Origin of the sequence: Phenylobacterium sp. (assembly GCF_030681155.1) — a bacterium.
Taxonomy (GTDB): Bacteria; Pseudomonadota; Alphaproteobacteria; order Caulobacterales; family Caulobacteraceae; genus Phenylobacterium.
The window spans coordinates 1-22,850 of sequence record NZ_JAUXXE010000062.1 but is presented as its reverse complement, the minus strand read 5'-3'; the positions used below and the strand labels follow the sequence as shown (position 1 = coordinate 22,850).

Annotated in this window: 24 protein-coding genes; 7 read left to right on the top strand and 17 right to left on the bottom strand. The window is 66.0% G+C overall.

The window, feature by feature from the left end; translation table 11 throughout:
- From Q8M13_RS15945 to Q8M13_RS15935, 3 genes are all read right to left on the bottom strand, one after another.
- The coding region (locus Q8M13_RS15945) for a M17 family peptidase N-terminal domain-containing protein (RefSeq protein ID WP_305301030.1) at nt 1-490 on the bottom strand (490 nt) is incomplete at its 3' end.
- 201 nt (nt 491-691) lie between these two features.
- Complete coding sequence (locus Q8M13_RS15940; protein WP_305301028.1) at nt 692-1,429, bottom strand: LytTR family DNA-binding domain-containing protein; 738 nt, start codon at nt 1,427-1,429, stop codon at nt 692-694.
- A 2-nt stretch (nt 1,430-1,431) separates the two neighbouring features.
- Nucleotides 1,432-2,541 (bottom strand): sensor histidine kinase, encoded by a 1,110-nt coding sequence (locus Q8M13_RS15935; RefSeq protein WP_305301027.1) that lies wholly within the window; start codon nt 2,539-2,541, stop codon nt 1,432-1,434.
- A 111-nt stretch (nt 2,542-2,652) separates the two neighbouring features.
- Here Q8M13_RS15935 and Q8M13_RS15930 point away from each other — a divergent pair, with 111 nt between their 5' ends.
- Nucleotides 2,653-3,537, top strand: a complete 885-nt coding sequence (locus Q8M13_RS15930; protein ID WP_370870080.1) for a PEPxxWA-CTERM sorting domain-containing protein — start codon at nt 2,653-2,655, stop codon at nt 3,535-3,537.
- Between the two features lie 155 nt (nt 3,538-3,692).
- Nucleotides 3,693-4,505: a tetratricopeptide repeat protein gene (locus Q8M13_RS15925; protein WP_305301025.1), complete on the top strand. Its 813-nt coding sequence runs from the start codon at nt 3,693-3,695 to the stop codon at nt 4,503-4,505.
- Here the strand turns inward: Q8M13_RS15925 and Q8M13_RS15920 are convergent.
- Nucleotides 4,502-5,200, bottom strand: coding sequence for a Crp/Fnr family transcriptional regulator (locus tag Q8M13_RS15920; RefSeq protein ID WP_305301024.1), 699 nt, complete (start codon nt 5,198-5,200; stop codon nt 4,502-4,504). The genes Q8M13_RS15925 and Q8M13_RS15920 overlap by 4 nt on opposite strands.
- Nucleotides 5,201-5,263: 63 nt before the next feature.
- Between Q8M13_RS15920 and Q8M13_RS15915 the strand changes: the two genes are divergently transcribed.
- Nucleotides 5,264-6,088, top strand: coding sequence for a TauD/TfdA family dioxygenase (locus Q8M13_RS15915; protein ID WP_305301023.1), 825 nt, complete (start codon nt 5,264-5,266; stop codon nt 6,086-6,088).
- 9 nt (nt 6,089-6,097) lie between these two features.
- Here the strand turns inward: Q8M13_RS15915 and Q8M13_RS15910 are convergent, their stop codons facing one another.
- From Q8M13_RS15910 to Q8M13_RS15865, 10 genes are all read right to left on the bottom strand, one after another.
- Entirely contained in the window at nt 6,098-7,084 is a 987-nt protein-coding gene (locus Q8M13_RS15910) for a type II secretion system F family protein (protein ID WP_305301022.1), read from the bottom strand.
- A gap of 13 nt (nt 7,085-7,097) precedes the next feature.
- On the bottom strand, nt 7,098-8,072 hold the full coding sequence (locus Q8M13_RS15905) for a type II secretion system F family protein (RefSeq protein ID WP_305301021.1): 975 nt from the start codon (nt 8,070-8,072) through the stop codon (nt 7,098-7,100).
- A gap of 2 nt (nt 8,073-8,074) precedes the next feature.
- Entirely contained in the window at nt 8,075-9,595 is a 1,521-nt protein-coding gene (locus tag Q8M13_RS15900; RefSeq protein ID WP_305301020.1) for a CpaF family protein, read from the bottom strand.
- Nucleotide 9,596: 1 nt separating this feature from the next.
- On the bottom strand, nt 9,597-11,069 hold the full coding sequence (locus Q8M13_RS15895; RefSeq protein ID WP_305301019.1) for a CpaE family protein: 1,473 nt from the start codon (nt 11,067-11,069) through the stop codon (nt 9,597-9,599).
- A complete protein-coding gene (locus Q8M13_RS15890) occupies nt 11,069-11,752 on the bottom strand; it encodes a CpaD family pilus assembly protein (RefSeq protein WP_305301017.1) in 684 nt (227 codons plus the stop codon). The genes Q8M13_RS15895 and Q8M13_RS15890 overlap by 1 nt, the downstream gene beginning before the upstream one ends.
- The gene (locus tag Q8M13_RS15885; RefSeq protein ID WP_305301016.1) at nt 11,749-13,191 is read right to left on the bottom strand and encodes a type II and III secretion system protein family protein; all 1,443 of its coding nucleotides are present in this window, start codon (nt 13,189-13,191) and stop codon (nt 11,749-11,751) included. Before Q8M13_RS15885 ends, Q8M13_RS15890 begins: the two co-directional genes overlap by 4 nt.
- Entirely contained in the window at nt 13,188-14,042 is an 855-nt protein-coding gene (gene cpaB / locus Q8M13_RS15880; RefSeq protein WP_305301014.1) for a Flp pilus assembly protein CpaB, read from the bottom strand. The genes Q8M13_RS15885 and cpaB overlap by 4 nt, the downstream gene beginning before the upstream one ends.
- Nucleotides 14,043-14,184: 142 nt before the next feature.
- Nucleotides 14,185-14,700: a prepilin peptidase gene (locus Q8M13_RS15875; RefSeq protein ID WP_305301012.1), complete on the bottom strand. Its 516-nt coding sequence runs from the start codon at nt 14,698-14,700 to the stop codon at nt 14,185-14,187.
- A 126-nt stretch (nt 14,701-14,826) separates the two neighbouring features.
- A complete protein-coding gene (locus tag Q8M13_RS15870) occupies nt 14,827-14,994 on the bottom strand; it encodes a Flp family type IVb pilin (protein ID WP_305301011.1) in 168 nt (55 codons plus the stop codon).
- A gap of 59 nt (nt 14,995-15,053) precedes the next feature.
- Nucleotides 15,054-15,248, bottom strand: a complete 195-nt coding sequence (locus Q8M13_RS15865; RefSeq protein WP_305301009.1) for a Flp family type IVb pilin — start codon at nt 15,246-15,248, stop codon at nt 15,054-15,056.
- A gap of 305 nt (nt 15,249-15,553) precedes the next feature.
- Between Q8M13_RS15865 and Q8M13_RS15860 the strand changes: the two genes are divergently transcribed.
- The 3 genes from Q8M13_RS15860 to Q8M13_RS15850 all read left to right on the top strand — a co-directional run bounded on the left by Q8M13_RS15860 (nt 15,554) and on the right by Q8M13_RS15850 (nt 17,113).
- Complete coding sequence (locus tag Q8M13_RS15860) at nt 15,554-15,937, top strand: pilus assembly protein N-terminal domain-containing protein (RefSeq protein WP_305301008.1); 384 nt, start codon at nt 15,554-15,556, stop codon at nt 15,935-15,937.
- A 73-nt stretch (nt 15,938-16,010) separates the two neighbouring features.
- On the top strand, nt 16,011-16,610 hold the full coding sequence (locus tag Q8M13_RS15855; RefSeq protein WP_305301007.1) for a TadE/TadG family type IV pilus assembly protein: 600 nt from the start codon (nt 16,011-16,013) through the stop codon (nt 16,608-16,610).
- The gene (locus Q8M13_RS15850) at nt 16,604-17,113 is read left to right on the top strand and encodes a TadE/TadG family type IV pilus assembly protein (RefSeq protein ID WP_305301005.1); all 510 of its coding nucleotides are present in this window, start codon (nt 16,604-16,606) and stop codon (nt 17,111-17,113) included. The genes Q8M13_RS15855 and Q8M13_RS15850 overlap by 7 nt, the downstream gene beginning before the upstream one ends.
- On the opposite strand, the gene Q8M13_RS15845 is transcribed toward Q8M13_RS15850, so the two are convergent.
- From Q8M13_RS15845 to Q8M13_RS15835, 3 genes are read right to left on the bottom strand one after another with little or no spacing between them, the layout of a single operon-like run.
- Complete coding sequence (locus Q8M13_RS15845) at nt 17,110-17,877, bottom strand: aminotransferase class IV (RefSeq protein WP_305301004.1); 768 nt, start codon at nt 17,875-17,877, stop codon at nt 17,110-17,112. The genes Q8M13_RS15850 and Q8M13_RS15845 overlap by 4 nt on opposite strands.
- On the bottom strand, nt 17,874-19,214 hold the full coding sequence (locus Q8M13_RS15840) for an anthranilate synthase component I family protein (RefSeq protein ID WP_305301003.1): 1,341 nt from the start codon (nt 19,212-19,214) through the stop codon (nt 17,874-17,876). Before Q8M13_RS15840 ends, Q8M13_RS15845 begins: the two co-directional genes overlap by 4 nt.
- 37 nt (nt 19,215-19,251) lie before the next feature.
- Nucleotides 19,252-20,688, bottom strand: a complete 1,437-nt coding sequence (locus tag Q8M13_RS15835) for an MFS transporter (protein WP_305301002.1) — start codon at nt 20,686-20,688, stop codon at nt 19,252-19,254.
- A gap of 228 nt (nt 20,689-20,916) precedes the next feature.
- Between Q8M13_RS15835 and Q8M13_RS15830 the strand changes: the two genes are divergently transcribed.
- Complete coding sequence (locus tag Q8M13_RS15830) at nt 20,917-22,752, top strand: ABC transporter ATP-binding protein (RefSeq protein WP_305301000.1); 1,836 nt, start codon at nt 20,917-20,919, stop codon at nt 22,750-22,752.
- The last annotated feature ends 98 nt before the right edge of the window (nt 22,753-22,850 follow it).

Genomic DNA, 22,850 nt, shown 5'->3' with positions numbered 1-22,850 from the left:
CGATCTGCAGCGGCCCCATGTCGTTGGGCGGGGTGTTGACCATGTCGCGCGCCAGGGCGCAGGCGTGGGCGATGCTGCGCACCTCGGCGACATCGACCTGCTCGGCCGCCACCAGGCGCGGGCGGTCGTCCTTCTTTTTCTTGTAGCGGTCGAACCGGTAGCTCCCGAGCGCGAACGCCAGGGCGATCTGCTCAGGCGAGATTTCGGCCGGCGCCGAGGCGATGCGGTACTCTCCGGCCGGCAGCTTGGCCGCCAGGGCGCGGAAGGTCTGGGCGTCGGCCCGGTCGCCAAGGCCGAACAACACCCGGTCGATACCGCCCTCGGTGTTGGGCGTGACCAGGACCTGCCCGGCCTTGCCCTTGAAATCGGAGAGTTCGGCGAAAGCCTTTACGAAGGCCTGCCGCCCATCGAGGAAGCCCGGCACGTCCTTCTCATAAAGCGCGTGGACCGGGACAGCGTCCTCGGCGTGATCGACGACGACTTCGCTCATGACGCTCTCCATGTCGGCGCAAACCAAGCCTGGCCGACGGACTGATTGATAGGCCAGCGCCAGTGTATTCGGCCAACCTCGATTTCCAAGCCAGGGTCGGGCTTGAACCTCGATATAGCTTGGCCGCCCCCCTCCTGCCACCTAGCTCCAACCTGGGCGACTGCTGACTGTGGCCCCCCGCGTGCTGGGCCGGGTGAGCAATCAGTCCGCGTCGCTGAAGCCGAGACGTTCCATCACAGCGGTGTGGTAGGTCGGGCCAACCTGGACGACGACACCGTCGATGAGCACGAGGGAGGCTAGGCCCCGACCCGTGCGCCGGACCTCGCGCACGCGGTCGGGCGCGACGAAAGTGGAACGGTGAACCCGCATCAGCCGGCTGTCATCCAGTGTGCGCTCAAGCGCCGACATTGTGGTGCGGTGCATGTGGCTGCGGGTGGCGGTGTGCAGCATCACATAGTCACCGGCAGCTTCGATCCAGTCGATCTCCAGCAGCAGCACGCGGACGTGCCCATGACGGGTCTGCACCCATATGCCGTCGCCATGCGCTTCGGCGGGGGTGATCAGGGTAAGCTGGCTGCGCAGCATCTGGCGCAGGCGGGCCCGCTCGATCGCCTGGCGAAGGCGATCAAAGCGGACGGGTTTCAGCAGATAGTCCGCGGCCTCCACCTCGAAGGCGTCCGGAGCGTACATTTCGAAAGCCGTGACGAAGACGATCTCGGGCCGGTGCGCAACGGGGATCTTGGCCGCGACGGTGAGACCGTTCAACTCGGGCATCTGGATGTCGAGGAGGACGAGGTCAGGCCTGTCCGCCTCGATCGCCTTCAAGGCGGAAGAGCCGTCGGGCGCGCTGCCGATGACGGTCACATCGGCGAGTTGAGCGAGAAGGGCCTGGAGCCGCTCCAATGCCGCCGGTTCGTCGTCGACCAGTAGAACGCGCATGCCTACGCCGCCATCGCGGCGTCGCGCTGCATCTGCAACGGCATGGTGATGACGACGCGGTAGCCGGTGGTCAGGGCGGCGGCCTCGACGCGGGCGCGGGGGCCGTAGAGGGCTTCCAGGCGTTGACAGACGTTGCGGATTCCAACGCCGCCGCCTTGAGGCGCCGGGGATGCGCCGGCCTCGCCATCATCCTCCACGACAATGACGAGGTCATCGTTCTCCTGCCTAGCCTCAAGCCGGAGCGTCACCGTGCGTGTCGTACGGGCGACCGCGTGCTTGATCGAGTTCTCAACCAGCGGCTGAAGCAGGAAACTCGGGACTTGGGCGTGCAGCAGGTGTGGCGGGCAGATGAACCGCACGCCTAGCCGCTCGCGGAAACGCTCGCCCTCGATGGCGAGATAAGCGTGCAGAGTCTCCAGCTCCTCTTCCAAGGCGACCATGGCTTCCGGATCGGCGGCCAGAGTGATCCGAAGAAACTCAGCCAAACGGGCGAGCATGGTCTCTGCCTCGTTGATGCGTAGGTTGACCACCGCCGAGGAGACCGCGTTGAGCGTGTTGAACAGGAAGTGGGGATTGAGCTGGTAGCGCAGCGCCGCCAAGCGGGCCGCGGTCGCGGCGTTCTGGGCCTGCAGCGCCGCGGCGTGAGCTGCGGCCAGGTCGTGGTCGCGCTGGCGCACAATACGATTGGACTGCAGCAGCAGGAAGATGAGTCCGGCCAGGCCGAAGATCCAGGCGAGCCCGATCCAATTGGTAAGGCCATGGATCAAAAGCATCTGTTCGCTCAGCGGCGATGCTGACGGGGAGAGCGCGAGGCGCAAGGGCTCTTGGAACATTAGGTCGCTCCCGGCGACCAGCCCGCCGCAGATGATCGCGACCGTGATGACGGCGATGTAGCGCGCGACGGGGCGCCAGTGAGCCAGCGCGCAAACAGTGGCGTAAACCGCCCCGCTCAGGACGATGCCGCCCAGGCCGATGACAACGATGCGCGCGGTCGCGGCCGCCCCCGGGGCGGCGCCGGCGATGGCGCTCGGCACAAAGAACAAGGCCACGTCGACCGTCCACAGGACGACGGTCAGCAAGGCGATCTGGCGAAGGTCGCTTCTATTGGACATCTTGGCTATCGGTGTTTCGGCAAAGCCTAGCGCCACTTTGGCCGGTCAGCACGCGATCTCGTCGCGCCATACTGCGCTTTCATCGTGTCGTGAGCTTGCCGCCCCAGCCCGATGTCGGCATGGGCAGTCGAAGCGATCGGCGGCTGGCGGCGCTGCTCCGATGCGTTGGTCGCGTCACAGCGGGCTTTCGTCGTGCGAGGAACACGCGATGAGCCGTTTCGTCTGCTTCGACCCGACGCTCATCGCTCGATCGCAAACGCCTGGCAGCTCGCCGAAGCAGCACGGACCAGCGGCCACGCTTGCGCCAACTTCGCCGCGAAAACACTCATCGGAGACAAGGAAATGCGATCCAGCTTAGTTCTGACGACCATGATATGCGCCGCCGCCCTGTCGGCGACCCCGGCCTCGGCCGCGGTAATCTTCAAGCAGACCTTTGATAATGGCCTCGGCGCCAACGAGAGCGTCAGCGGAAACTTCAGCGTCGCCGACGGCAAGGTGGGCCACGCCACCCACTATGACAACGGCGAGTATTCCTACTACCAGATAGCGCTTGATCTCACCGGGCTGACCAACGCGGTTCTATCGTTCGACTATGGCATCGACTCCGAGATGTACTTCGACGGCTTCAATGTGCTGGGCTCGACGGACGCCATCTTCAACGCCGCGACAGACCTGCTCACACCGAACGAATCCGGGGTCTATGGCAAGTTGAACGGCGGCTTCGTGAGGCTGGGCGACACCGGCGTCTCCGGAAAGCAGGCCGGAGTCGCCACGATTGACCTGAGCCAATTCGCTGGCCAGACCTTGAACCTTCGCTTTCAATTCCAGGCTGACCGCTTCGCCTTCAAGCCGGGCGTGCAGTTCGACAACGTGACGGTCTCCACGCTGAGCGCCGTGCCGGAGCCGGCCACCTGGGCGATGATGATCCTCGGGTTCGGCGCGGTCGGGACGATGGTTCGCACCTCGCGCCGCCGGTGTGCGTTCAACCCGGCCTAGGCCAGTCGCTACGCAACTCCCTGGGCCCCTCGCCTTGGCGGGGGGCCGTTATCGCATCCTGCGCGCCACCGCTTCGTCGGGGGCGTTATGCTTAACGCTTCCTTTAAGCGGGCAAGGGATGGTGGCCAGGCCATCATCCGGAGCCCGTGACTTTCATGTGTCGCATGTCGGCCCTCGCCGCAACCGCCCTCGCCCTTTGCCTGACGGCGGGGCCCGTGCTGGCGGCCAAGCCTGACAAGGCCGCCGCCGTGAACGACGCGGCGAGCGCGCCGCGCAAGGCCACGCCGCAGGAACGCGCGCAGATCAAGGCGCTCGACCCGCTGGCGCGCGCCGCGTTCTGGACCCGCGAGGCGAACGCCGATCCGGCCGACGCCGAAGCTGGGCTTCAGCTATCCCAGGCGCTGCGCCAGATGGGCAACTATTCCGACGCCATCGTCGCGGCTCAGAAAGTCGCCATCGCCCAGCCGCGAAACGTCGAAGCCAAGCTCGAGATCGCCCGCGCCCACATCGGTCGCGGCCAGGGGTTCTACGCCATCGAGCCGGCGCGCGAGGCCCAGGCCATGGCGCCGCGCGACTGGCGCATCCCATCCCTGCTGGGCGTCGCCTATGAACAGGCGCAGCGGCCTGACGAGGCCCTCGCCGCGCATCGGCTCGCGGTGAGCCTGGCTCCCGACAACCCCTCAGCCATCAGCAATCTGGCGCTCTACTACGCCGCCCACGGCGATCGCGCCCAGGCCGAGACCATGCTGCGGCAGGCCGCGGCCAAGCCTGATGCGCCTATCACCGTTCGTCAGAACCTCGCCCTGGTGCTCGGCCTGCAAGGCCGCCTCGCCGAGGCTGAGCGCATCGCCCGCCAGGACCTGCCGCCGGAGACCGTCGACAACAACATGGCCTGGCTGCGCGGCGCCACCAGCGCCCCGGCCGGCGCCGGTCGGTCCTGGGAAGGCGTGCGCGCCGCTCAGCCCTAGCTGTCGGCCACGACCTGAAGGCGCCGAGCGTCTTCGATCCAGATCCGCGCGTAGTCGAGTCGCACCGCGCCCTCACGCTGCAGCCCGGCCAGATGACCGTTCACGGTCTTGCGGGTGAGGCCGATCATCTCGGCCAGTCCCTGCTGGCTGACATTCAGCACCACCGGCGCCTCGCGGCCCCGCGCCAGCATCAGCAGACGTGAAGCAAGCCTCTGGCGCGGCGGCAGGGCCGCGACCTCGGCCGCCATCTGCAGAGCGTTGCGTAGCTGGAAGTAGACCAGGGTCGCGACCGCTCGCCAGATGTCGGGCCGCAGGCGGGCGATCCGCTCCAGCCCCGCATCAGACACCCGCAGCAGCAGGCTCGGCTCGGCGCAGACCGCCGTCACCAGCCTGGGACCGCCGCCGAACCGCATCGTCTGGCCCAGCGCCGCGCCTGCGCCGGCATGGCTGATCCGCACCTCCCGGTCGCCGGGCGCCTGGCAGAACAGGTCCACCGCGCCCTCGATCACGACCATCAGGCCGGTTTCCTCGTCGCCCTCGGCCTGCGCCCACTGCCCCGCCCGCAGCCGGCTCAGCGCCCCCTCGGCCACCAGCGCCTCCGCCAGCCCCGGCGGATAGGCCTCGAGCCAACGGGCGACACCCAGCAGCCTCAACGCCTGATCGCGATCCTCACTCATGACGAAAATGTAACTCAAGTGACAATCATAAACCAACTCCGGCATACAGTGTATGAAACAAACACCGCCAGGGAGGCGACCATGACCGCCATCGTCCGCGAGACCGAAGGCTGCGGCGCCGAGATCGCCAACATCACCGTGCCGAAGGCGACTGACGCCGAGATCAACCTGATCCGCGACACGGTCTACAATCGCGGCGTCGCCTTCCTCCGCGACCAGCACCTCACGCCGGAAGAACAGATCGCCTTCGCCGAGCGCATCGGCCCGATCGTCGTGAACCGCTACTTCCCCAAAACCGAGCGCTATCCGCAGATCGCCAAGGTCGAGAAGACCGAAGAGCAGACGACCAACATCGGCGGCGGCTGGCACACCGACCACAGCTACGACCAAGCGCCGGCCATGGGCTCAGTCCTGCTGGCCATCGAAACCCCGCCCACCGGCGGCGACACCCAGTTCGCCAACATGTACGCCGCCTACGAGGCGCTGTCGGATGGGCTGAAAGAGACGCTGTCCGGCTTGCGGGCGCAACACGCCTCCGACCACATCTACGGGACCGAAGGCGTTTACGGCAAAACCGACCAAGCCCACTTGGCGGGCCATGCCGAGAACCCCTCAGCCGTGCATCCGGTGGTGATCACCCACCCCGGCAGCGGCCGCAAGGCGCTGTACGTGAACCCGGGCTTCACCCTGAACTTCGAGGGCTGGAGCCGCGAGGAGAGCGCCGCCCTGCTCGGCTACCTCTATCAGCACGCGACCAAGCCGCAGTTCGTGCACCGCTTCCAATGGCAGCCCGGCTCGATGGCGATCTGGGACAATCGCGCCACCTGGCATCTGGCGATGAACGACTATCAAGGCCAGCGTCGCCTGATGCACCGGATCACCATCGCTGGCGGCCCGCTGCACTAGCGGCGCAGATCAGCCGGGCGCGCCCTTGGCGGCCATCATGTCGATGACCGTCAAGATCGCCGGCCCAAGGATCACCACGAACAGCACGGGCAAGAAGAAGACGATCATCGGAACGGTCAGCTTGGCCGGCAACTGAGCGGCCTTCTTCTCTGCCGCGGTCAGACGCATGTCGCGATTTTCCTTGGCCATGACCCGCAGGGCCGAACCGAGCGGCGTGCCGTAGCGTTCGGCCTGGATCATCGCGGTGGTGACCGACTTGATCCCCGGATGGTTGGTCCGTCGCGCCAACCCTTCGTAGGCCTGTCGTCGCTCGGGGAGGTAGGAAATCTCCGCCGTCAGCAGCGTCAATTCCTCGGCCAGCTCTATGGAGGAGCCGCCGATTTCCTGGCTGACCTTCTGGATCGCCGCCTCGATCGACATCCCGCTTTCGACGCAGATCAGCAACAGATCCAGCGCATCGGGAAAGGCGCCCACGACCGATTCGCGGCGCTTCTGGGCCGCATTGCTGATGAAGATGTTTGGGGCGTAGTAGCCAAGCGTCAGCCCGCCGACGGAGATGGCTATCCGCTGCATGGCCGGCAGGCCAAAGTCGTTGATCAGGAACAGATAGATCGCGACGACCGCGCCGAATACGAACGGCAGGACAAAGCGGAAAAAGTAGAAGGTCGAGACCGGGCGCGGCCCGCGAAAGCCCGCCTGAGCCAGCTTTTCCACGACCTTTGGATCCTCCAGCAGCCTGGAAAGCTGCAAGCGATCGACGACCTTTTTGTACATCCCCTCGTCAAGGTGCCGAAGGCTGTTCTGGCCGCCCTTCTTGGCCAGGGCCTCCCGCGACTTTCGCCGCAGTTCCTCGCGTCGCGTGGAGACCGACTTGAGGCGGCTCTCCAGGTTCGAGCGATTGAACATCGGCGTGGCGATGGTCACGATCGTGGCGAAACAGACCACCGCTACGAAGGCCGCCAGTATGTTGTCCGGGTTGGTGAGCATGGAGATCATGTTCGCGCCCGGGCTACATTTTGAAGTTGATCATCTTGCGCATGCTGAGCACGCCGATCGTCATCCAGAACGCTCCGGCCATCAGCATCAGGTGGCCGCGCGGATCGGTGAACAGCGGCCTCATATAGTCGGGCGCGGTAATGCTGATCAGGGTCGCGACCACCGGCGGCAGCGATCCAATGATGGCGGCGGAGGCCACAGCCTCGCCCGACAGCGCCTTGGCCTTCTCCCGCATTAGTTTCCGAGCCCGGATGACAGTCGAGAGGTTGGCTAGTGCCTCGGCGAGGTTGCCGCCGGTCTTCTGCTGAATGGCCAGAACGATCGAAAAGAAGCGGACCTCCGGGGTCGGCATATTTTCGTGCATCTTCTCAAGCGCCTGGTCCACCGACGCGCCCATGCTGAGACTTTCGACCAACCGGTTGAACTGGCTGGCCAGCGGTTCCGACGATTCCTGAGCGATCACGCGCAGGCTGTCGTGGACCGGCAATCCCGACCGGATGCCGCGAACGATGATGTCCATGGCGTCGGGGAAATCGGAGGTGAACTTCTTGATGCGCCGATTGGCTATGAACCCTACGACCCAGCGCGGCAGGCCAAGACCGCTGGCGAAGGCCAGGCCAAGCGCGATCAACGGCGACGGCTTCAGGATTATCGCTACGCCGAAAACCAGTACGCCGACGACGACGCTGATCACCCAAAAGGTTTGAACGCTGATTCCCAGGCCGGCCTGCTGGAGCCGGGCCGAAAGACTAAGGGTCGCCTTCTTCTGTTGGCGGTCCTGATCGCGCAGGGTCTTGAGGATCTGCTTGCGCCGCTGATCCTGCGCGGCGACCGGGCGCCGGCGAGACTCGCGGGCGTCACCGCCCACAATCGCTTGCGCGCGCTTCAAGGTCTTGGCGTCCGCCGAGCCGGAGCCGCCGGCCAGGGCGAAGCCGACGCCGGCGATGACGACAAAACCCAGAACCGCGATCAGGAGGGTCAGAAGCATGGCTATTCGGCCGCGTCGAGCGCTTCGGCGAGTTCGCGCTCCAGGCCATAGTAGCGGGCGCGATCCCAGAACCGGGGACGGGCGATGCCGGTCGAGCGGTGCCGCCCCAGAACGTTGCCGTCGGCGTCATCGCCGGTGATTTCGTAGACGAACAGATCCTGGGTGATGATCACGTCGCCTTCCAGCCCCACCACTTCGGTGATGTGGGTGATCCGGCGTGACCCGTCGCGCAGGCGCGCGGCCTGGATGATCACATCGACCGATCCGACGATCATCTCGCGGATGGTCCGCGAGGGCAGGCCATAGCCGCCCATGGTGATCATCGACTCCATACGGCTGATCGCCTCGCGCGGACTGTTGGCGTGCAAGGTGCCCATCGAGCCGTCGTGGCCGGTGTTCATCGCCTGCAGTAGGTCGAAGGCTTCGGGGCCACGGACTTCGCCGACGATGATCCGCTCCGGCCGCATCCGCAGGCAGTTCTTCACCAGGTCGCGCATGGTGATTTGGCCCTGGCCCTCCAGGTTCGGCGGGCGGGTTTCCAGGCGCACCACGTGCGGCTGCTGCAGTTGCAGTTCGGCGGCGTCCTCGCAGGTGATGACGCGCTCGGCCGGATCGATGAAGGCGGTCAGTGTGTTGAGCAAGGTGGTCTTGCCCGAGCCGGTCCCGCCGGAGATCACCAGGTTGCATCGGCAGGCCCCGATGACACCTAGGACGCGGGCGCCTTCGGGACTGATGGAGGCGTACTCCACCAGGTTTTTCATGGTGAGCTTGTCTTTCCGGAATTTCCGGATCGTCAGGGTCGGCCCATCCAGCGCCAAGGGCGGGGCGATGACGTTGACGCGAGAACCGTCGGGCAAGCGCGCGTCGCAGATCGGCGAGCTTTCATCCACCCGGCGACCGACCTGGCTGACGATCCGCTGGCAGATGTTCATCAGCTGGGCGTTGTCGCGGAAACGGACATTGGTCAGCTGGACCTTGCCGCCGACTTCAATGAACACCCGGCCGGCGCCGTTGACCATGATGTCGGCGATATCGTCGCGCGCCAGCAGCGGCTCGAGCGGCCCATAGCCAAGGACGTCGTTGATGATGTCCTGGACGAGCATGTCCTGCTCGGCCACCGACATCGACACGTTCTTGATCGCCACCAGTTCGGCGACGATGTCCCGGATCTCCTCGGCCGCCTGCTTGGCGTCCAGCTGGGCCAGCTGCGCCAGATCGATCGTGTTGATCAGGGCGTTGAAGATGACCGTCTTGGTCGAGTGATAGTAGTCGCTCTGCTCGCGAACGACCTGGGTCGTCGGAGCCGGCCCCTGGGCCGCGCGAAGCTGCTCGAAGGCGGGGGTCGGCTTTGGGCCGGCGACCGGCTTGCCACGTTCGGCTTTCGGCTGAATCTGGATGGTGGCGGTAGGCGCCGGCTGCTCGGTCCTTGGCGCGCGCACGGCGACGTCGGCATCGTCCCCCGGAGGGGGCGGAGCCTGGCGCGGAGCCGAGGTCTCGTTCGCCGAAGGACGCTTGCCGAACATGCTACTTCTTCTTGAAGAGGCCGGAGAGCAACGAAGACTTCTGCACCGCCGGCGGCTCGCGCCTGGCGATCTGCTGAGCCAGATGGTCGATCCCTTCGGCGGACCGTGACTTGGGGCTCACCTCGCTAAGCATCTGGCCGTTGTTGGCCGCCTGGCCGAACAGCTTCGGATCGAAGGGCAGGCACAGCGCAGGGGTCAGGCCCAGCGCCTCGCCGAAGTCCTTGACCGGGATTTCCGGACGGCCGGGAACGCCAACCTGGTTGAGCACCAGGCGTGGCGGGGCGTCGTTGGGCCGCGCGCGCCGCACCAGGTCGATCACGTTCTTGGCGTTGCGCAGCGAGGCCAGGTCCGGCGTGGCGACGATCACCAGATCATCGGACGACAGCAGGATCTTGCGCTTCCAGGCCGTCCAGACGTGCGGCAGGTCCAGGACGACGAACGGCGCGGCGGCGCGGATTTTCTGAGTGACCTCTTCGAACGCCTCGGCGGAGATGTCGTAATCGCCATCCAGGCTGGCAGGCGCGGCGAACAGCGACAGCCGCTCGGTGCAACGCGCCATCATGCGGTCCATCAGCACCGGGTCGAGCCGGTCGGGCTGCGACAGCGCATCGACCACGCCTTGCAGGGGGTCCTGGTTGAAGTCGAGGCCGGCGGTGCCGAACGGCAGATCGAGATCGACCAACACCGCCCCGGTCTGCAACCGCTCGGTGATCGAATAGGCGATGTTGTGGGCGATCGTGGAGGAGCCCGATCCCCCCTTGGCCCCGCAGAAAGCGATCTGCCGGCCGATGAACGGCGCCGAGGGGTCGGAATAGAGGCTCGTCACCGCGCGGACCAGAAGCAGCGGGTTGAGCGGCGGAACAAGGTACTCCGACACCCCGCGACGCATCAGCTCGCGATAGAGGGCGATATCATTGGCCGAGCCGATCACCAGAACCTTGGTGCCGGGGTCGCAGACCTCAGCCAGGCGGTCGAGCAACGACAGGAGCTGCGGCGCCGGATCGGCGCTCTCCACCATCACCAAGGAAGGCGTCGGCTGAGATTGATAGGTTTCCACTGCGGCGGCCAGACCGCCCATGCGGGTTACGACCGTCGCGCGTTCCATGCGGCGATCAAGAGCAGCGCGCTCGGCGAGCTCAGCGGTCTCGGAGGCGACGCAGAAGATATGGATGGTGATCCGCGGCACCGGCGTCTCGCCGAAGGCCGCCTCGGCCCCAGCCAACATGTCGTGGACCGGATGGACCTCCGGGACAGGCAGGGGCGGCAGAGCGGCCGCTTCGGGTTCCGTGTTCAAGTCGTGGGATAGCGGCGGCCGGGCGTCCTCGCCGGGCAGCGGGGGCAGATCAACAAAGGGATCCTCGGCCGCCGCGGCCGACAGCGGCGTCTCACGCCAGGCATTGGTCTGCGACATGGAAAAATCATCATCCGCCTCGAACTCGAGATCGAACGGATCCTGACCCTGCTGTGGCTTCATCACTTCACCACCGAAGAGACCGCGCCCGTGGCGTTGTCGTCCTTCTCCGACGATGTCAGTTCGCCCTTGCGGTATTTGTCGAGCACGACGGCGCGCCGTTGGGCGTCAGCGGGATCGAGCGTGCGAGGCCTGGCCCAATCGGCGGGATTGGCCACCTGGGCGGCCATGTTCGCGGTGACCGCGCACCCGAAGTTCGGCTGAACCTCGTTGGTCATCGAATGGGCGATGTTCGTCCAGGTTCGTCCGCAATCGGGGAGCGTCACGGCATAGCGCAGGAAGCCCACCACCAGGGGAGCGGCCGCGTCGCCCTTGGCGTCATAGCCGAGCAGACGGATGGCGCTGGCCGGCACACCCTGTTCGACCAGGAAGGTGCGCGCGTTCTCGCTCGAACGCGACACGGCGCCGGGTTCTGGACCGCCGACCGGCGCCTGGACGATGATCTCGGAGCCATCGGCGTCGCGCCACGTATCGGCGAACGTAGTCAGGGCGCCAGCTTGGTTCGGCGATAGACCCTGGGCTCGAACCGCGAGCCGAATTTCTTCGGGCTGGGTGGCGATCTCCGCCTTCCAAAGTTCGGTCGGCGTGCGCGCCATGGAGGCTTGCCCGGCCTGCAATGGCGGCGTCGCGGCGCAAGCCGACAGGCTCGCGGCCAGCGCCAGGGCGATGAAACGAGGTATGCTCATTCGATCACGTAGCCATATGGCCCCTGGTAACTACGGCCCGGTTGGGCCGCAGACGTGGCGTTGTAGGCTCGGGACAGCGAGCCCAGCAGCAAGGTCGAGGCGTCGTCGGCGACCTGGAGGCCATCGACAGGCGTCTGGAGCCGATCAGGCGACGTCGGACCCACGATGTAAGGTGTGACGATGATGACCAATTCGCTCTCGCCGGAGAGGTAGTCCCGCGAGCGGAACAGCGAACCCAAGACCGGCAGGGTGGTCATGCCCGGCAAGCTGTCGAGGTTCTGCTTGGTCTTTTCCTGCAACAGACCGGCGATCATCATCGAGCCGCCCGACGGCAGTTCGACCGCGGTTTCCGCGCGTCGCACGATCAGGGCGGGAATTGTCAGGGTCGCCGTGGTGCCGGGGGTCGAGAGCGCGAAGGCGCCTTGGCTGGTGAGCTCGGAGACTTCCGTCGAGATCTTCAGGGCGATCCGGCCAGATGAGAGGACGACGGGCGTAAACCCTAGACCGACGCCGAACGGCTTGAACTCGATTCCGACGCCGCCGTCCTCGTCCTGAGAGACTGGGATCGGGAATTCACCACCCGCCAGGAACTTGGCCGATTCGCCGGACACCGCGGTCAGGTTCGGCTCCGCCAGGGTCCGGACCAGGCCGACACGCTCAAACGCCTGGAGCGTGGCCTGGCCCTGATCGCGACCGCCAAGATTGCGCAGCGTCGCCGTGCCACCACCCAGCAAAGCGCCATTAACGCCGAAACTGGCGGACGTGCCGAGCAGGAACTGGGTGCTGCCCAGCTCGCCGACAATGGCGTTCAGGTTGAAGCCGAGCTGCTTGATGACGTCGCGCTGCATCTCGACGATGCGCACTTTCAGCATCACCTGATCCTTGCCGGCGATGCTCAGCATGTTGAGCACCAACTCCGGCTTGGCGACCGCGGCGCGCGCGATCTGGACGGCCTTGTCGGCGGCGGCCATGCTCTCGACCTGCCCCGACAGGATCAGGCTCTCGTTCATCGCATCCACCCGCACGCGCGAGCCCGGAACGACGCGGTTGATGGTCTGGGCGACCGCAGTGGGATCCTGATCTACCCGAATGTCGAGCGTAAGGATCCGGCGGCCGGCGGCGTCGAAGAACACCGCGTCAGTCGAGCCGTTCTTGAGGCCGAGGATGAAGATCCGCCGCGGCGAGCGCAGCATAGCGTCAGCCACGCCCGGATTGCTCACCAGCACGTCTCGGACGTCCACCGGAAGCTCGACGATGGCGGACTTGCCGTTGGGGAGGTTGAGAGACTGTGTCGCGGCCGAACCGCCGGCGAGATTGACGCGCACGATTGAGGACTGCGCCGCCAAGCCGGCGGCCTCGGTCTGGGCGGCGGCGGCCAAAGGCGCGCCAAGCATCGCCCCAAGGGCGGCGAGCGCGATCAGGAGAGAGCGCGGTTTCACGGTCTGGCGACCTCGCTGACTTGACCGGCGCGGAACACGCGCACGCCTTGCATGTTGTCGCGGGCCTGCCCGCCACGGCCGGGCGCACCGCCGATATCGGCATAGGAGCGGAGGGCGAGCTGCATCTCGCCTTGAGCACGTCCGCGCGCCATGACTTCAACGTCGGCGGCGGGGATCTCCAGGGTGGCGACCGCGCCGACGATCGACTTGGCGTCCTTATCGGGATCGATCTTCTGGTCGATAGCCAGGACACGAACGTTCCGCATCAGGGTTTCGGTCACGTAAGTCTTCGCCTCGGCGTTTTGGCGGCTTTGCAAGATGTCGACGCGGTCGCCGGGCAGGATGAAGCCGCCAGCCGCGGTCTCGGCGTTGATCGGGATCGACATCGCCCGCATGCCGGGTTGCACCACCACGGCCATGAAGCCGCTTTGGCCGGCCCGGACCACCTTGCGCGCGACGATCGGCTCGCCGGCGACCATGGCTTCGCGGACGATCGAGCCTTCGAAGGCTTGCATGGGTCCGGTGGTGCTGACCGCGTCAGTGGCCGCGCGTGCGGCCTTCTGCACCGCCTTGTCAGGCATAACCGCCGGCAGGGCCGGCGCAGCGCCATCGGTCACGAAGCTGGCGTTCAAACCATCCGCAGGCCAGGCCTGCCAAGTCATGTCGGCTTGGCTGAGCCGCGTTCCGATCGTCAGGTCATGCTTGGCCACCAGCACCTGGGCCACCGGCTTTGCCTGGACGACCTCGGCCGGCGCGGCCTCTTTCGGCGTCACCATGCCCCGGACGATAAGGGCCAGCCCGATGGCGGCGATCGCCGCGACGGCGAGAATGGCGATGCGGATGCCGCTCATGGTGCGTCTACTCGAGCCTCCCGCATGCGGGTTTTCTGGCGGGCGCGCCGACAGTCGGCCAGCGCGCACGAATCGAATGCCCGGCCTTTTGCCTGCAGGGTCTGTTTGCGGGGCGCATAGTTAACGCCGGCTAAAGGCCAAGCTAGAAGCCCCCCCAGGCCTTCATGAGCGCTGATCCGGGGAAGGCGACCAACGCGCCGACCGCGATCGCAACGCCATAGGGTAGATCGCCCTTGGGCTCGGCTAAGCGATTGACCCAGCCGGGGCCGCTCAGGACGTAGGGGCGAAGCAGAGGAGAGCGGAGGCCGAATAGGGCGAAGGTCAGAACGCCGCCCGCCAGGCCCGTAACAAGGACAAATTCCAGCGAGCCCGGCCAGCCGAGCCAGAGCGCGCTGGTCGCGAACAGCTTGGCGTCGCCGCCACCGATCCAGTTGAGCGCAAACATCGCCATGCCGATCATCAGCGCGGTGGCGCCGACGCCTAGATGCAGTCCCATCGCCGGAAGAGGGAGGCCCACGAGCAAAGCGGCTGGCGCGAAGCCCAGGATCAGCAAGCCCGAGATCCAGTTGGGGATGGTGTAGCTGGTCAAATCCCGTAGCGCGCCGAGAATGACCAGGGCCGGGAAGACCAACAAAGCTGCAGCCTGGACGACAGACATGACCTTAAGGGCCTCCTTGGTTCGCGAGACAGAAACGCGATCATCGCGGCATCCAATGAATAGAGCGTTGAAACACGAAAGGCCGCGACGTCGTCGCGGCCTTTCGTGTTTCAACATAACGTCGGGCTAATCTACCGGCCCTGTCTCCGCCACCATCTTGAATACAGAGAAAATAGCTGGAGCGGCAAAGCCAATCGCACCCAATAAGCCCACGCCTACGCCCATGGCGATTAGACAGTATTCGACCGTCGTGACGCCCTTTTCGTCAGCGAAAAAACGCAGCACGAGGGCCATCGTTCGGGTGCTCCCAAGGATGAAATCGCGGCGGCTTGCGCCGCCGCGATACATTTCGATTAACCCGCGGGGATCGTGGTGTTCTTGGCACCCTTGAGGGTGTCACCGATACCGGAGAATGCAGTCTGAATGCTGCCGCCAAGGGTGGTCATGGCGGCGATCACCACGACGGCGATGAGGGCGGCGATGAGGCCATATTCGATGGCCGTGGCGCCGGATTCATTCTTGAGGAAACGCGTGACGAACTTGGACATTGCTCGATCTCCTTTGTTTGCGAGCAGACTGTGCGGCTTCAAACCTTGGAGGTCTGCCCGCCCCGAAATACAGGTGCACATTGCAAGGCCAAGCTTAACTTCAAGTAAACACCCATGTATTCGCAGACGACTTTCTATGGTTTACTTCTGTTTACTGTAAATATCGGTTAACCACGTGGCAGAAAAGGCCGAAAAACGCGCTCCGGACTTAATGATTCTCGCGCGCGCACGAGGGCTCAAGAATTCAGTCTTTATTGACCATTCCAGCTCAACTTCAGGCGACGCTGTTTTTCAGGATCACCTCAATGCGACGCCTTCTCCTGGCCCTGACGGCGCCCCTGATGGTCCTGGCCGGCGCGCCGGCGGCCCACGCCGCCTCGACCCTGGTCGTGCCTATCGACCACAGCGCGGCTGTCAGCCTGCCGCGCGGAACCCGCGACGTTCTGATCGGCAATCCGGCCATCGCCGATGTCAGCGTGCTGGACTCAGGCAAGGCGGTGATCCTGGGCAAGAGCTACGGCTCGACCAATCTGATCGTCGTCGATCAGCTGGGACGCACCGTCCTGGAACGCCAGGTCGTGGTCTCGGCTCCGGCCGGCCGGGTCTCGGTCATCCGCGGGAGCCGGGTGGACGACTATGCCTGCGCCGGCGGCTGCGAACGCACGGGCGAGGCGCCCAAGGCACCCTAAAAAAGCTGAGCCTTAAACCTCCGGTTAGCCAGACTTCGCTATCGTCCCTTCGGGCTTGAAGCTCGGGGACGTCATGTCGCGCCTTGTCGCAAGAAGCACAGCTCTGATCCGGCGATTTGCGCGCGCGAAGCGCGGCGCGATCGCGGTCGAGTTCGCCATCATCGCCATCCCGCTGCTGACGCTGACCCTCGGTGTGCTGGAATTGGCGCTGATCCTGCTGGTGACCGCGACCTTGGACAGCGCCACCGACTTCGCCACCCGAAGTATTCGGACGGGCCGCTTCCAGGCTGCGCATCCAAACCAGACTTCCGAGCAACAAGAAGTCAGCAAACTCGAGTTTGGCAAATTGGTCTGCCGCAACATGAGCTGGCTGAAAGACCGCTGCGAAGACAAGCTGATCGTGGACGCCGAAACCTTTGACACCTTTGCCGGCGCCGGCGGATCGGAGCCTGCCGAGCCTGAGGACTTCGATGAACGAAGGATTTGCTGGTCGACCGGCAACCCGGAGGACATCGTCCTGGTCCGCACCTACTATGAGTGGCCGATCATCTCGCCCTTGCTCAAGCCCGTCTTCCATAGCGCGGGGCACGAGGGCCGGTTGCTCAGTTCGGCCCGCATCTTCCGCAACGAGCCTTACAACGCCGCCCTACGTCCTTTGGGGGCCAAATGCTGAACCGCTTCGCCCATGACCGTCGCGGCTCTGCAGCCGTCGAATTCGCGCTCATCATCCCCGTCGTCATGCTGCTCTATTACGGCATGGCCGAGACCACCCAGGCGCTGCTGGCCAGCCGGCGGGTCAGCGTCGTCGCCACGGCGGTAGGCGACCTGACGGCCCAGGCGACGCAGTTGAAGAAGGCGCAGATCGACGACATCTTCAATATCAGCGCCGCGGCGTTGAAGCCCTTTCCTGTCGAGGATCTGGGCATCCGCATCGTCAGCATCGAGACGACCGCCGCCGGCGTGCCGCAGATCAGGTGGCAGCAACAGCGCGGCACTTTCCCGAGCGGCGTGGATCTCAGCACGGTCGAAAAGACCGCCAATATCGCCGTCATCCGCGCCGAGACGATCTACACCTACCAGACCCCGTTCGGGCAGATCTTCCCCGACGCCTTCGTCTTCAAGAAGCAGATGGACATGAGGCCGCGCGGCGGCGTGGCCGTCGTCCTGCTCGACTAGACCGCCACCGCGGCGGCAAGCTGCTCGACCAGGGCCGAGGGGCGCAACTCCACCCCATCCAAACTCGACACCGCGCGCACGCCAATCAGGCTGTTGGTGAGGAAGATCGCGTCGGCTCCCCTCAGCGTTTGGCCGGGCGCCTGGACCTCGGCGACCGCCACGCCAAGCCGGCCCGCCGCCGCCAGGACGCGAGCCCGCATGGTTCCCGCCAGCACGCCGCATTCGAGCGCCGGGGTGAGGAGCCGCCCCTCGCTGACCCAGAAGACGTTGGCGGCGGCCGCGCAGGCCGCCTCCTCGCGCGAATTCAGCATCAGGGCCTCGTCGCCGCCTTGCTCGCGCGCCTGACGCCGCGCCAGCACGCTGTCGAGATAGGACAACGTCTTCAGCCGCGCGGCAGGCGATCCTTCGTTGCGACGTACGCTGCTGGTGATCAAGCGGGCCGGCCCCGATGGGAGTTGCGAAGCCGCAGCGGTGGCGAACAGACGCGGCTCAGGCGCATCGGGCCGGTCCAGCCCCCGCCCGCCGGAGCCCGCCGTCAGGGTGAGCCGCACGGCGGCACGGGGCGCTGCGACGCCGGCCAGGGCCTCGCCCATCAACCGTTCGGCCAACGCCCGGTCTAGCGGCGGCAGGCCCATCACGGCGCAACCGGCCGCCATCCGGTCGAGATGCGCCGCGAGCCCGACGAGCTTTCCATCCAGCGCCAGCACCGTCTCGAACAGGCCATCGCCTAGCAGCAGGCCACGGTCGTCATGCGGGATCGTCATCGGCCAGGTTCCTCCAGGGCGCGGGCGAGCGCGGCGATCTTGGCCTCAGTCTCCAGCCGTTCCGCGTGGGGATCGCTGTCGGCGACGATGCCGGCCCCGGCCCGCGCCTCCAACGACCAACCTTCCGCATCCTCGACGAAGGCGGCGGTGCGGATCAGCACGCTGGAATCGAACGCCCCATCGACGCCGGCCCAGAACAGCGATCCGCAGTAAGGGCCCCTGGGCGTCTCCAATGCGGCGATGACCTTCATCGCCTGCACCTTAGGCGCGCCGGTGATCGAGCCGGGTGGAAAGGCGCAGGCCAGCAACTCGACCGCCCCCTTGCCCGCCGCCAGCCGTCCGACCACCGTCGAGACCAGATGATGGACATTGGCGAATGTCTCGACGGCGAACAACTCCGGCGCCCGCACGCTGCCCGGCGCGCAGACCCGCGCCAGGTCGTTGCGCATCAGATCGACGATCATCAGGTTCTCGGCCCGGTCCTTTTCGCTGGCCAGCAGATCGTCGGCCAGGGCCGCATCTTCCGCCGGGGTGCGCCCGCGCGGCCGGGTGCCCTTGATCGGCCGCGTCTCGACCCATCCCTGGCGCACCTCGACAAAACGTTCAGGCGAGTTCGACACCAGCGCCAGTCCCGGCAGTCGCAGATAGGCCGCGAAGGGCGCGGCGCTCTGGCCGATCAACCGCGCGAACAGGTCGAAGGGCCTGGCTGCGCCCACGAGCCGCCCCGCCCAGGAGCGCGCGATATTGGCTTGGAAAATCTCGCCGGCATGGATGCGGCCGACGACCTCGGCGACGGCGGCTTCGTAGGTCTCACCGTCGTCGTTGGAGAGCCCGGCGGTCAAGGCGTCGTGATTGGGCGGACGTGGGCTACTCGCCAACCAGCCTAGCGCCGCATGGGCGCGGGCGTCGGCCTCGGCTTGCGTCACGCCGCGGCCAATCGCGCGCACGGTGCGTTCCTGCCGGTCGAACGCCAGCACCGCCGAGTAGCGCGCCGCGACAAGGTCCGGCCACGCCGCCTGCCTCGCCAGGCCCAGCGCCTCGATACGATCGGCGAGCTCATAGCTGGCCAGGCCGACAACGCCGCCCTGAAACGGCGGCCCATCCGGTATCGGCAACTGCAGAGGTCCCAGCAGATCCGAAAGAGCGCGGAACGGGTCGCGGGGGTCGCCAGCCGGCACGGTGAGAGTCGCGTCCGGATCGCGCGCCAGATAAGACCACCGTCCCCGCTCGCCCTCGCCGCCGGACAACAGGCAAACCGCGCAGGGCTCGTCGGCGAAAGCCGACAGGACCTCCGCCGGCTCGCGCCATTCCGCCCGAAGCTGCGTCGCCCATAGCATGGCGCTGGCCTTAGCTTCCGGCGGCGACAAGGGAAAGTCAGACTTGGCGGTCGCCTCCACGCACGAACAACAGGCCAATGAAACCGATGGCCAGCAGGATGATGATCATGCCGAAACCGCCCTGCTGGCTCTGGAAGATATTGGTGCCCAGGTTCACCAGCATGGAGCCCAGCCAGATCGTCGCCGTGCCCGACAGCGCATAGACGCCAAAGAAAGCCCCCGTCTGCTCCGGCGGGGTCAAGCGCACCAGCAGGGTCCGACTGGAGGCGTAGTGGGCGGTGATAAAGACGGCGTTGGAGAACCCGATCAGCAGGAAGATCCACTCGGGCAGGGTGCGGAAGAACGGCCCGTTCCACATCGGCGCATGCATGCTGGGATCATAGGCCCAGAAGTAAAGGATCTGGTCCGGCGCCATGCCGATGGTGGCGATGATGCTGAGCAGCGACATGAAGATCTCGATCTGCACCGCGCGGCGCGGACCAAGCCCGGCGTCCAGCCAGCGGCCGACGAAGCCGCCCAGCACCGCCAGGACACTGAGGATAATGCCGTACATCAGCATCTCCAGCGCGCCCCACTTCATCACGCCGGTGGCGTAGATGCCCGCGTACAGCAGGATCGCAGTCATGCCGTCGACATAGAACATCCGGCTGACCAGGAAGATCGCCGCGTCCCGGTGGTTCTTCATCCCCAGGACCATCCGTTTCAGGTCGCGAGCGCCGTCCGCCAGGGCGGTGAAGATCGGAATGCCGGTCGGCTTAGCGTCGGGCGTGAACAGGAAAAGCGGAATGGCGCCGATGGCAAAGATCAGCGCGGCCATCGGTGCGACGATCCGCGAGGGCTCATGAAGTTTAGGGTCCAGCCCGAACAGCGGCGCCTCGGGCACGAACGGCAGGCCGCTGCCCGGCAGCGCGAAAGCCCAGGCGGTGAAGGCCAGGGCGAGCAAGGCCAAGCCATTGCCAAGCGCCAAGGCCAATCCCGAGGCCTTGTGCGCGGCCGAGATCCCCGCCGCCCGCACCAGCAGCGAGTTGTGGAGCACCTCGGTATAGGTGAAGAGCACCCCGATCAGGGTGGTCAGGATCATGACGGTGAGGACCGAGATCCCCGTGCCGTCGGCCTTGGCCCACCACAGCGAAGCCATCATCGGGACCATCAGGATCGTGGCGAGGGCGAGCCAGGTCTTGCGCCGCCCCAGCCGGTCGATCGAGGCGCCCAGGAACGGGGCCGTGGCCATGATGAACCAGCCGGAATACTGGCTCCATCGCGAGACGATCTCCTGCCCTCGCACCGGGTCGCCGACCATGGTCGCGGCCACGTAGGGAATGAAGATGTAGATGGTGATCAGGATCACATAGGGGTTTCGCGCGCCCTCGAAGAGCGACCAGGAAACCCCGCCCCGCCCCAGCTTTCCGTTCCCCATCAACTCAGCGTCGATCGGCAGGCTGGCGCCCGATCCGCTGGCTTCGATTGTGCTCAAGGCGGTCTCCCGGATGACCGCTCATGCCGGCGGACTTGAAGGCACGGTACGCCTCGCCGGGAGATTGGAAATCGAAAAGGCGCACCGCTTCCGACATAACGGCGTTGTCGAATTTAGCGGCCGGAGGCATAGTCGCGCCCGTCGACATCGGCCGACGCAAGGAGAGTGAAATGAGAACGTTCGTGTCCAGCCAGAAAGGAAAATCCTCGCAACAGGACATGAAGGTTCATGCAATCACGAACTCCGGGGGCGCTGGCGCAAGCAGACGCGCGGCATAACCCCCTAACCCGTCGGCCGTCGCGAACGGTCCGGTTCGACGCCCAGGCCCGCGCCCGGGCGCTGAAGTTCCTATCCTACTATCGGCCACATATTCCGCTGCTCCTGGCGGACTTGGCCTGTGCGGTGCTCGTCTCGGCGACGGCGCTGTTCCTGCCGCTGTGCGCCAACTACGTGACGCGGCAACTCGGCGCGGTCGATGACGCGCCCGCGGCGCTGACCCAGATCTACGCCATTGGCGGGGTCATGCTGGGCCTGCTGGCGGTGCAGGTCCTGGCGACGCTGTTCGTCGATTATCAGGGCCATGTGATGGGCGCGAAGATGGAAAGCGCCCTGCGACAGGAGCTGTTCGAGCACTGCCAGACCCTGCCCTTCCGGTTCTACGATCAGCACCGGGTCGGGCAGTTGATGAGCCGGATCACCAACGATCTGTTCGCCTTGGGGGAGCTCTACCACCACGGCCCGGAAGACCTCGCCATCGCGGTGCTCAAGTTCGCGGGCGCAACGGTGATCCTGGCCTATCTGGACGTGCCGTTGACCCTGATGATCCTGGCGGTCGTGCCGTTCGCGGTGATGCACGCCCTGCACTTCAACGGCCGGATGAACCTGGCCCTGAAGCAGTCGAAGCGGCAGATCGGCGCCATCAACGAACGGGTGGAGGACTCTCTGGCCGGGATCCGGGTGGTGAAGTCCTTCGCCAATGAGGATGTCGAAAACCGTCGCTTCGAGGTCGAGAATCTGAAGTTCCTAGACACCCGGCGTGCGGGCTATCGCAGCGAAGCCTACTTCTCGGTGGGGACCACGACCTTCGCCCAGTTGATCACCGTGGTGGTCATCGTGGCGGGCGCGATCCGGGTGGCGCAGGCGCAGTTGAGCGTCGCCGACATGCTGACCTTCCTCCTATGCGTGGCGGTGCTCATCGACCCCGTGCAACGGCTGGCGAACTTCGTGCGGCTTTGGCAGCAGGGCTATACGGGGTTCAGCCGCATGATGGAGATCCTGGAGACCACGCCGGAGATCGCCGACCGGCCAGGCGCCATCGCCCTGGCCCGGCCGCGCGGCGCCATCGCGTTCCGAGATGTCAGCTTCCGCTACGACGAAGACGGCCCCCACGTGCTGCGCAACGTCTCGCTCGACGTTCGCCCTGGCGAATTCGTGGCCCTGGTGGGGACGTCCGGGGTCGGCAAGACCACGCTGTGTTCGCTGATCCCGCGGTTCTACGAGCCGAGCGCGGGCGCGATCCTGATCGATGGGATCGACGTCCGCGACCTGACGCTCAGCTCGCTTCGGCGCAACGTCGCGGTCGTGCAGCAGGACGTCTATCTGTTCGCCGGCAGCGTGGCCGAGAACCTGCGCTACGGGCGGCCTGACGCCAGCGACGATGAGATTGTCGAAGCCGCCAAGCGGGCCAACGCGCATGACTTCATCATGGCGCTGGCAAACGGCTACGACACCGACATCGGCCAACGCGGGGTGAAGCTTTCGGGCGGGCAGAAACAGCGGCTGACCATCGCCCGCGCGTTCCTGAAGGACGCCCCGATCCTGATCTTCGACGAGGCGACCAGCGCGCTCGACAACGAGAGCGAAAGGGCCGTGCAACTGGCGCTGGGAGCCCTGGCCCGGGACCGCACCACCCTGGTCATCGCCCACCGGCTGTCGACGGTCAGGAACGCCGACCGCATCCTGGTTCTGACCGAGCAGGGGGTGGCCGAGCAGGGCAGCCACGATGAACTGATCGCCGCCGGCGGGGCCTATGAACGGCTCTACCGGATGCAGGCCAGCATCTAGCCTTTTCCTCCCCCTGCGAAGCGGGGGAGGGGGACCGCCCGCAGGGTGGTGGAGGGGGCGAGCCTCAAGCTCAGCGCCTAGTCGCGCCCCCTCCACCG

What these genes read in the sequence shown, in the direction of transcription:
- Q8M13_RS15845 (WP_305301004.1), bottom strand. Translation starts at nt 17,877, where the DNA reads ATGACGATCCCGCATGACGACCGTGGCCTGCTGCTAGGCGATGGCCTG.
- Q8M13_RS15940 (WP_305301028.1), bottom strand. Translation starts at nt 1,429, where the DNA reads ATGCGCGTTCTACTGGTCGACGACGAACCGGCGGCATTGGAGCGGCTC.
- Q8M13_RS15900 (WP_305301020.1), bottom strand. Translation starts at nt 9,595, where the DNA reads ATGTTCGGCAAGCGTCCTTCGGCGAACGAGACCTCGGCTCCGCGCCAG.
- Q8M13_RS15915 (WP_305301023.1), top strand. Translation starts at nt 5,264, where the DNA reads ATGACCGCCATCGTCCGCGAGACCGAAGGCTGCGGCGCCGAGATCGCC.
- Q8M13_RS15910 (WP_305301022.1), bottom strand. Translation starts at nt 7,084, where the DNA reads ATGATCTCCATGCTCACCAACCCGGACAACATACTGGCGGCCTTCGTA.
- Q8M13_RS15925 (WP_305301025.1), top strand. Translation starts at nt 3,693, where the DNA reads ATGTGTCGCATGTCGGCCCTCGCCGCAACCGCCCTCGCCCTTTGCCTG.
- Q8M13_RS15865 (WP_305301009.1), bottom strand. Translation starts at nt 15,248, where the DNA reads ATGTCCAAGTTCGTCACGCGTTTCCTCAAGAATGAATCCGGCGCCACG.
- Q8M13_RS15895 (WP_305301019.1), bottom strand. Translation starts at nt 11,069, where the DNA reads ATGAAGCCACAGCAGGGTCAGGATCCGTTCGATCTCGAGTTCGAGGCG.
- Q8M13_RS15855 (WP_305301007.1), top strand. Translation starts at nt 16,011, where the DNA reads ATGTCGCGCCTTGTCGCAAGAAGCACAGCTCTGATCCGGCGATTTGCG.
- Q8M13_RS15840 (WP_305301003.1), bottom strand. Translation starts at nt 19,214, where the DNA reads ATGCTATGGGCGACGCAGCTTCGGGCGGAATGGCGCGAGCCGGCGGAG.
- Q8M13_RS15905 (WP_305301021.1), bottom strand. Translation starts at nt 8,072, where the DNA reads ATGCTTCTGACCCTCCTGATCGCGGTTCTGGGTTTTGTCGTCATCGCC.
- Q8M13_RS15850 (WP_305301005.1), top strand. Translation starts at nt 16,604, where the DNA reads ATGCTGAACCGCTTCGCCCATGACCGTCGCGGCTCTGCAGCCGTCGAA.
- Q8M13_RS15890 (WP_305301017.1), bottom strand. Translation starts at nt 11,752, where the DNA reads ATGAGCATACCTCGTTTCATCGCCCTGGCGCTGGCCGCGAGCCTGTCG.
- Q8M13_RS15930 (WP_370870080.1), top strand. Translation starts at nt 2,653, where the DNA reads ATGTCGGCATGGGCAGTCGAAGCGATCGGCGGCTGGCGGCGCTGCTCC.
- Q8M13_RS15870 (WP_305301011.1), bottom strand. Translation starts at nt 14,994, where the DNA reads ATGGCCCTCGTGCTGCGTTTTTTCGCTGACGAAAAGGGCGTCACGACG.
- Q8M13_RS15935 (WP_305301027.1), bottom strand. Translation starts at nt 2,541, where the DNA reads ATGTCCAATAGAAGCGACCTTCGCCAGATCGCCTTGCTGACCGTCGTC.
- Q8M13_RS15830 (WP_305301000.1), top strand. Translation starts at nt 20,917, where the DNA reads ATGCAATCACGAACTCCGGGGGCGCTGGCGCAAGCAGACGCGCGGCAT.
- Q8M13_RS15875 (WP_305301012.1), bottom strand. Translation starts at nt 14,700, where the DNA reads ATGTCTGTCGTCCAGGCTGCAGCTTTGTTGGTCTTCCCGGCCCTGGTC.
- Q8M13_RS15860 (WP_305301008.1), top strand. Translation starts at nt 15,554, where the DNA reads ATGCGACGCCTTCTCCTGGCCCTGACGGCGCCCCTGATGGTCCTGGCC.
- cpaB (WP_305301014.1), bottom strand. Translation starts at nt 14,042, where the DNA reads ATGAGCGGCATCCGCATCGCCATTCTCGCCGTCGCGGCGATCGCCGCC.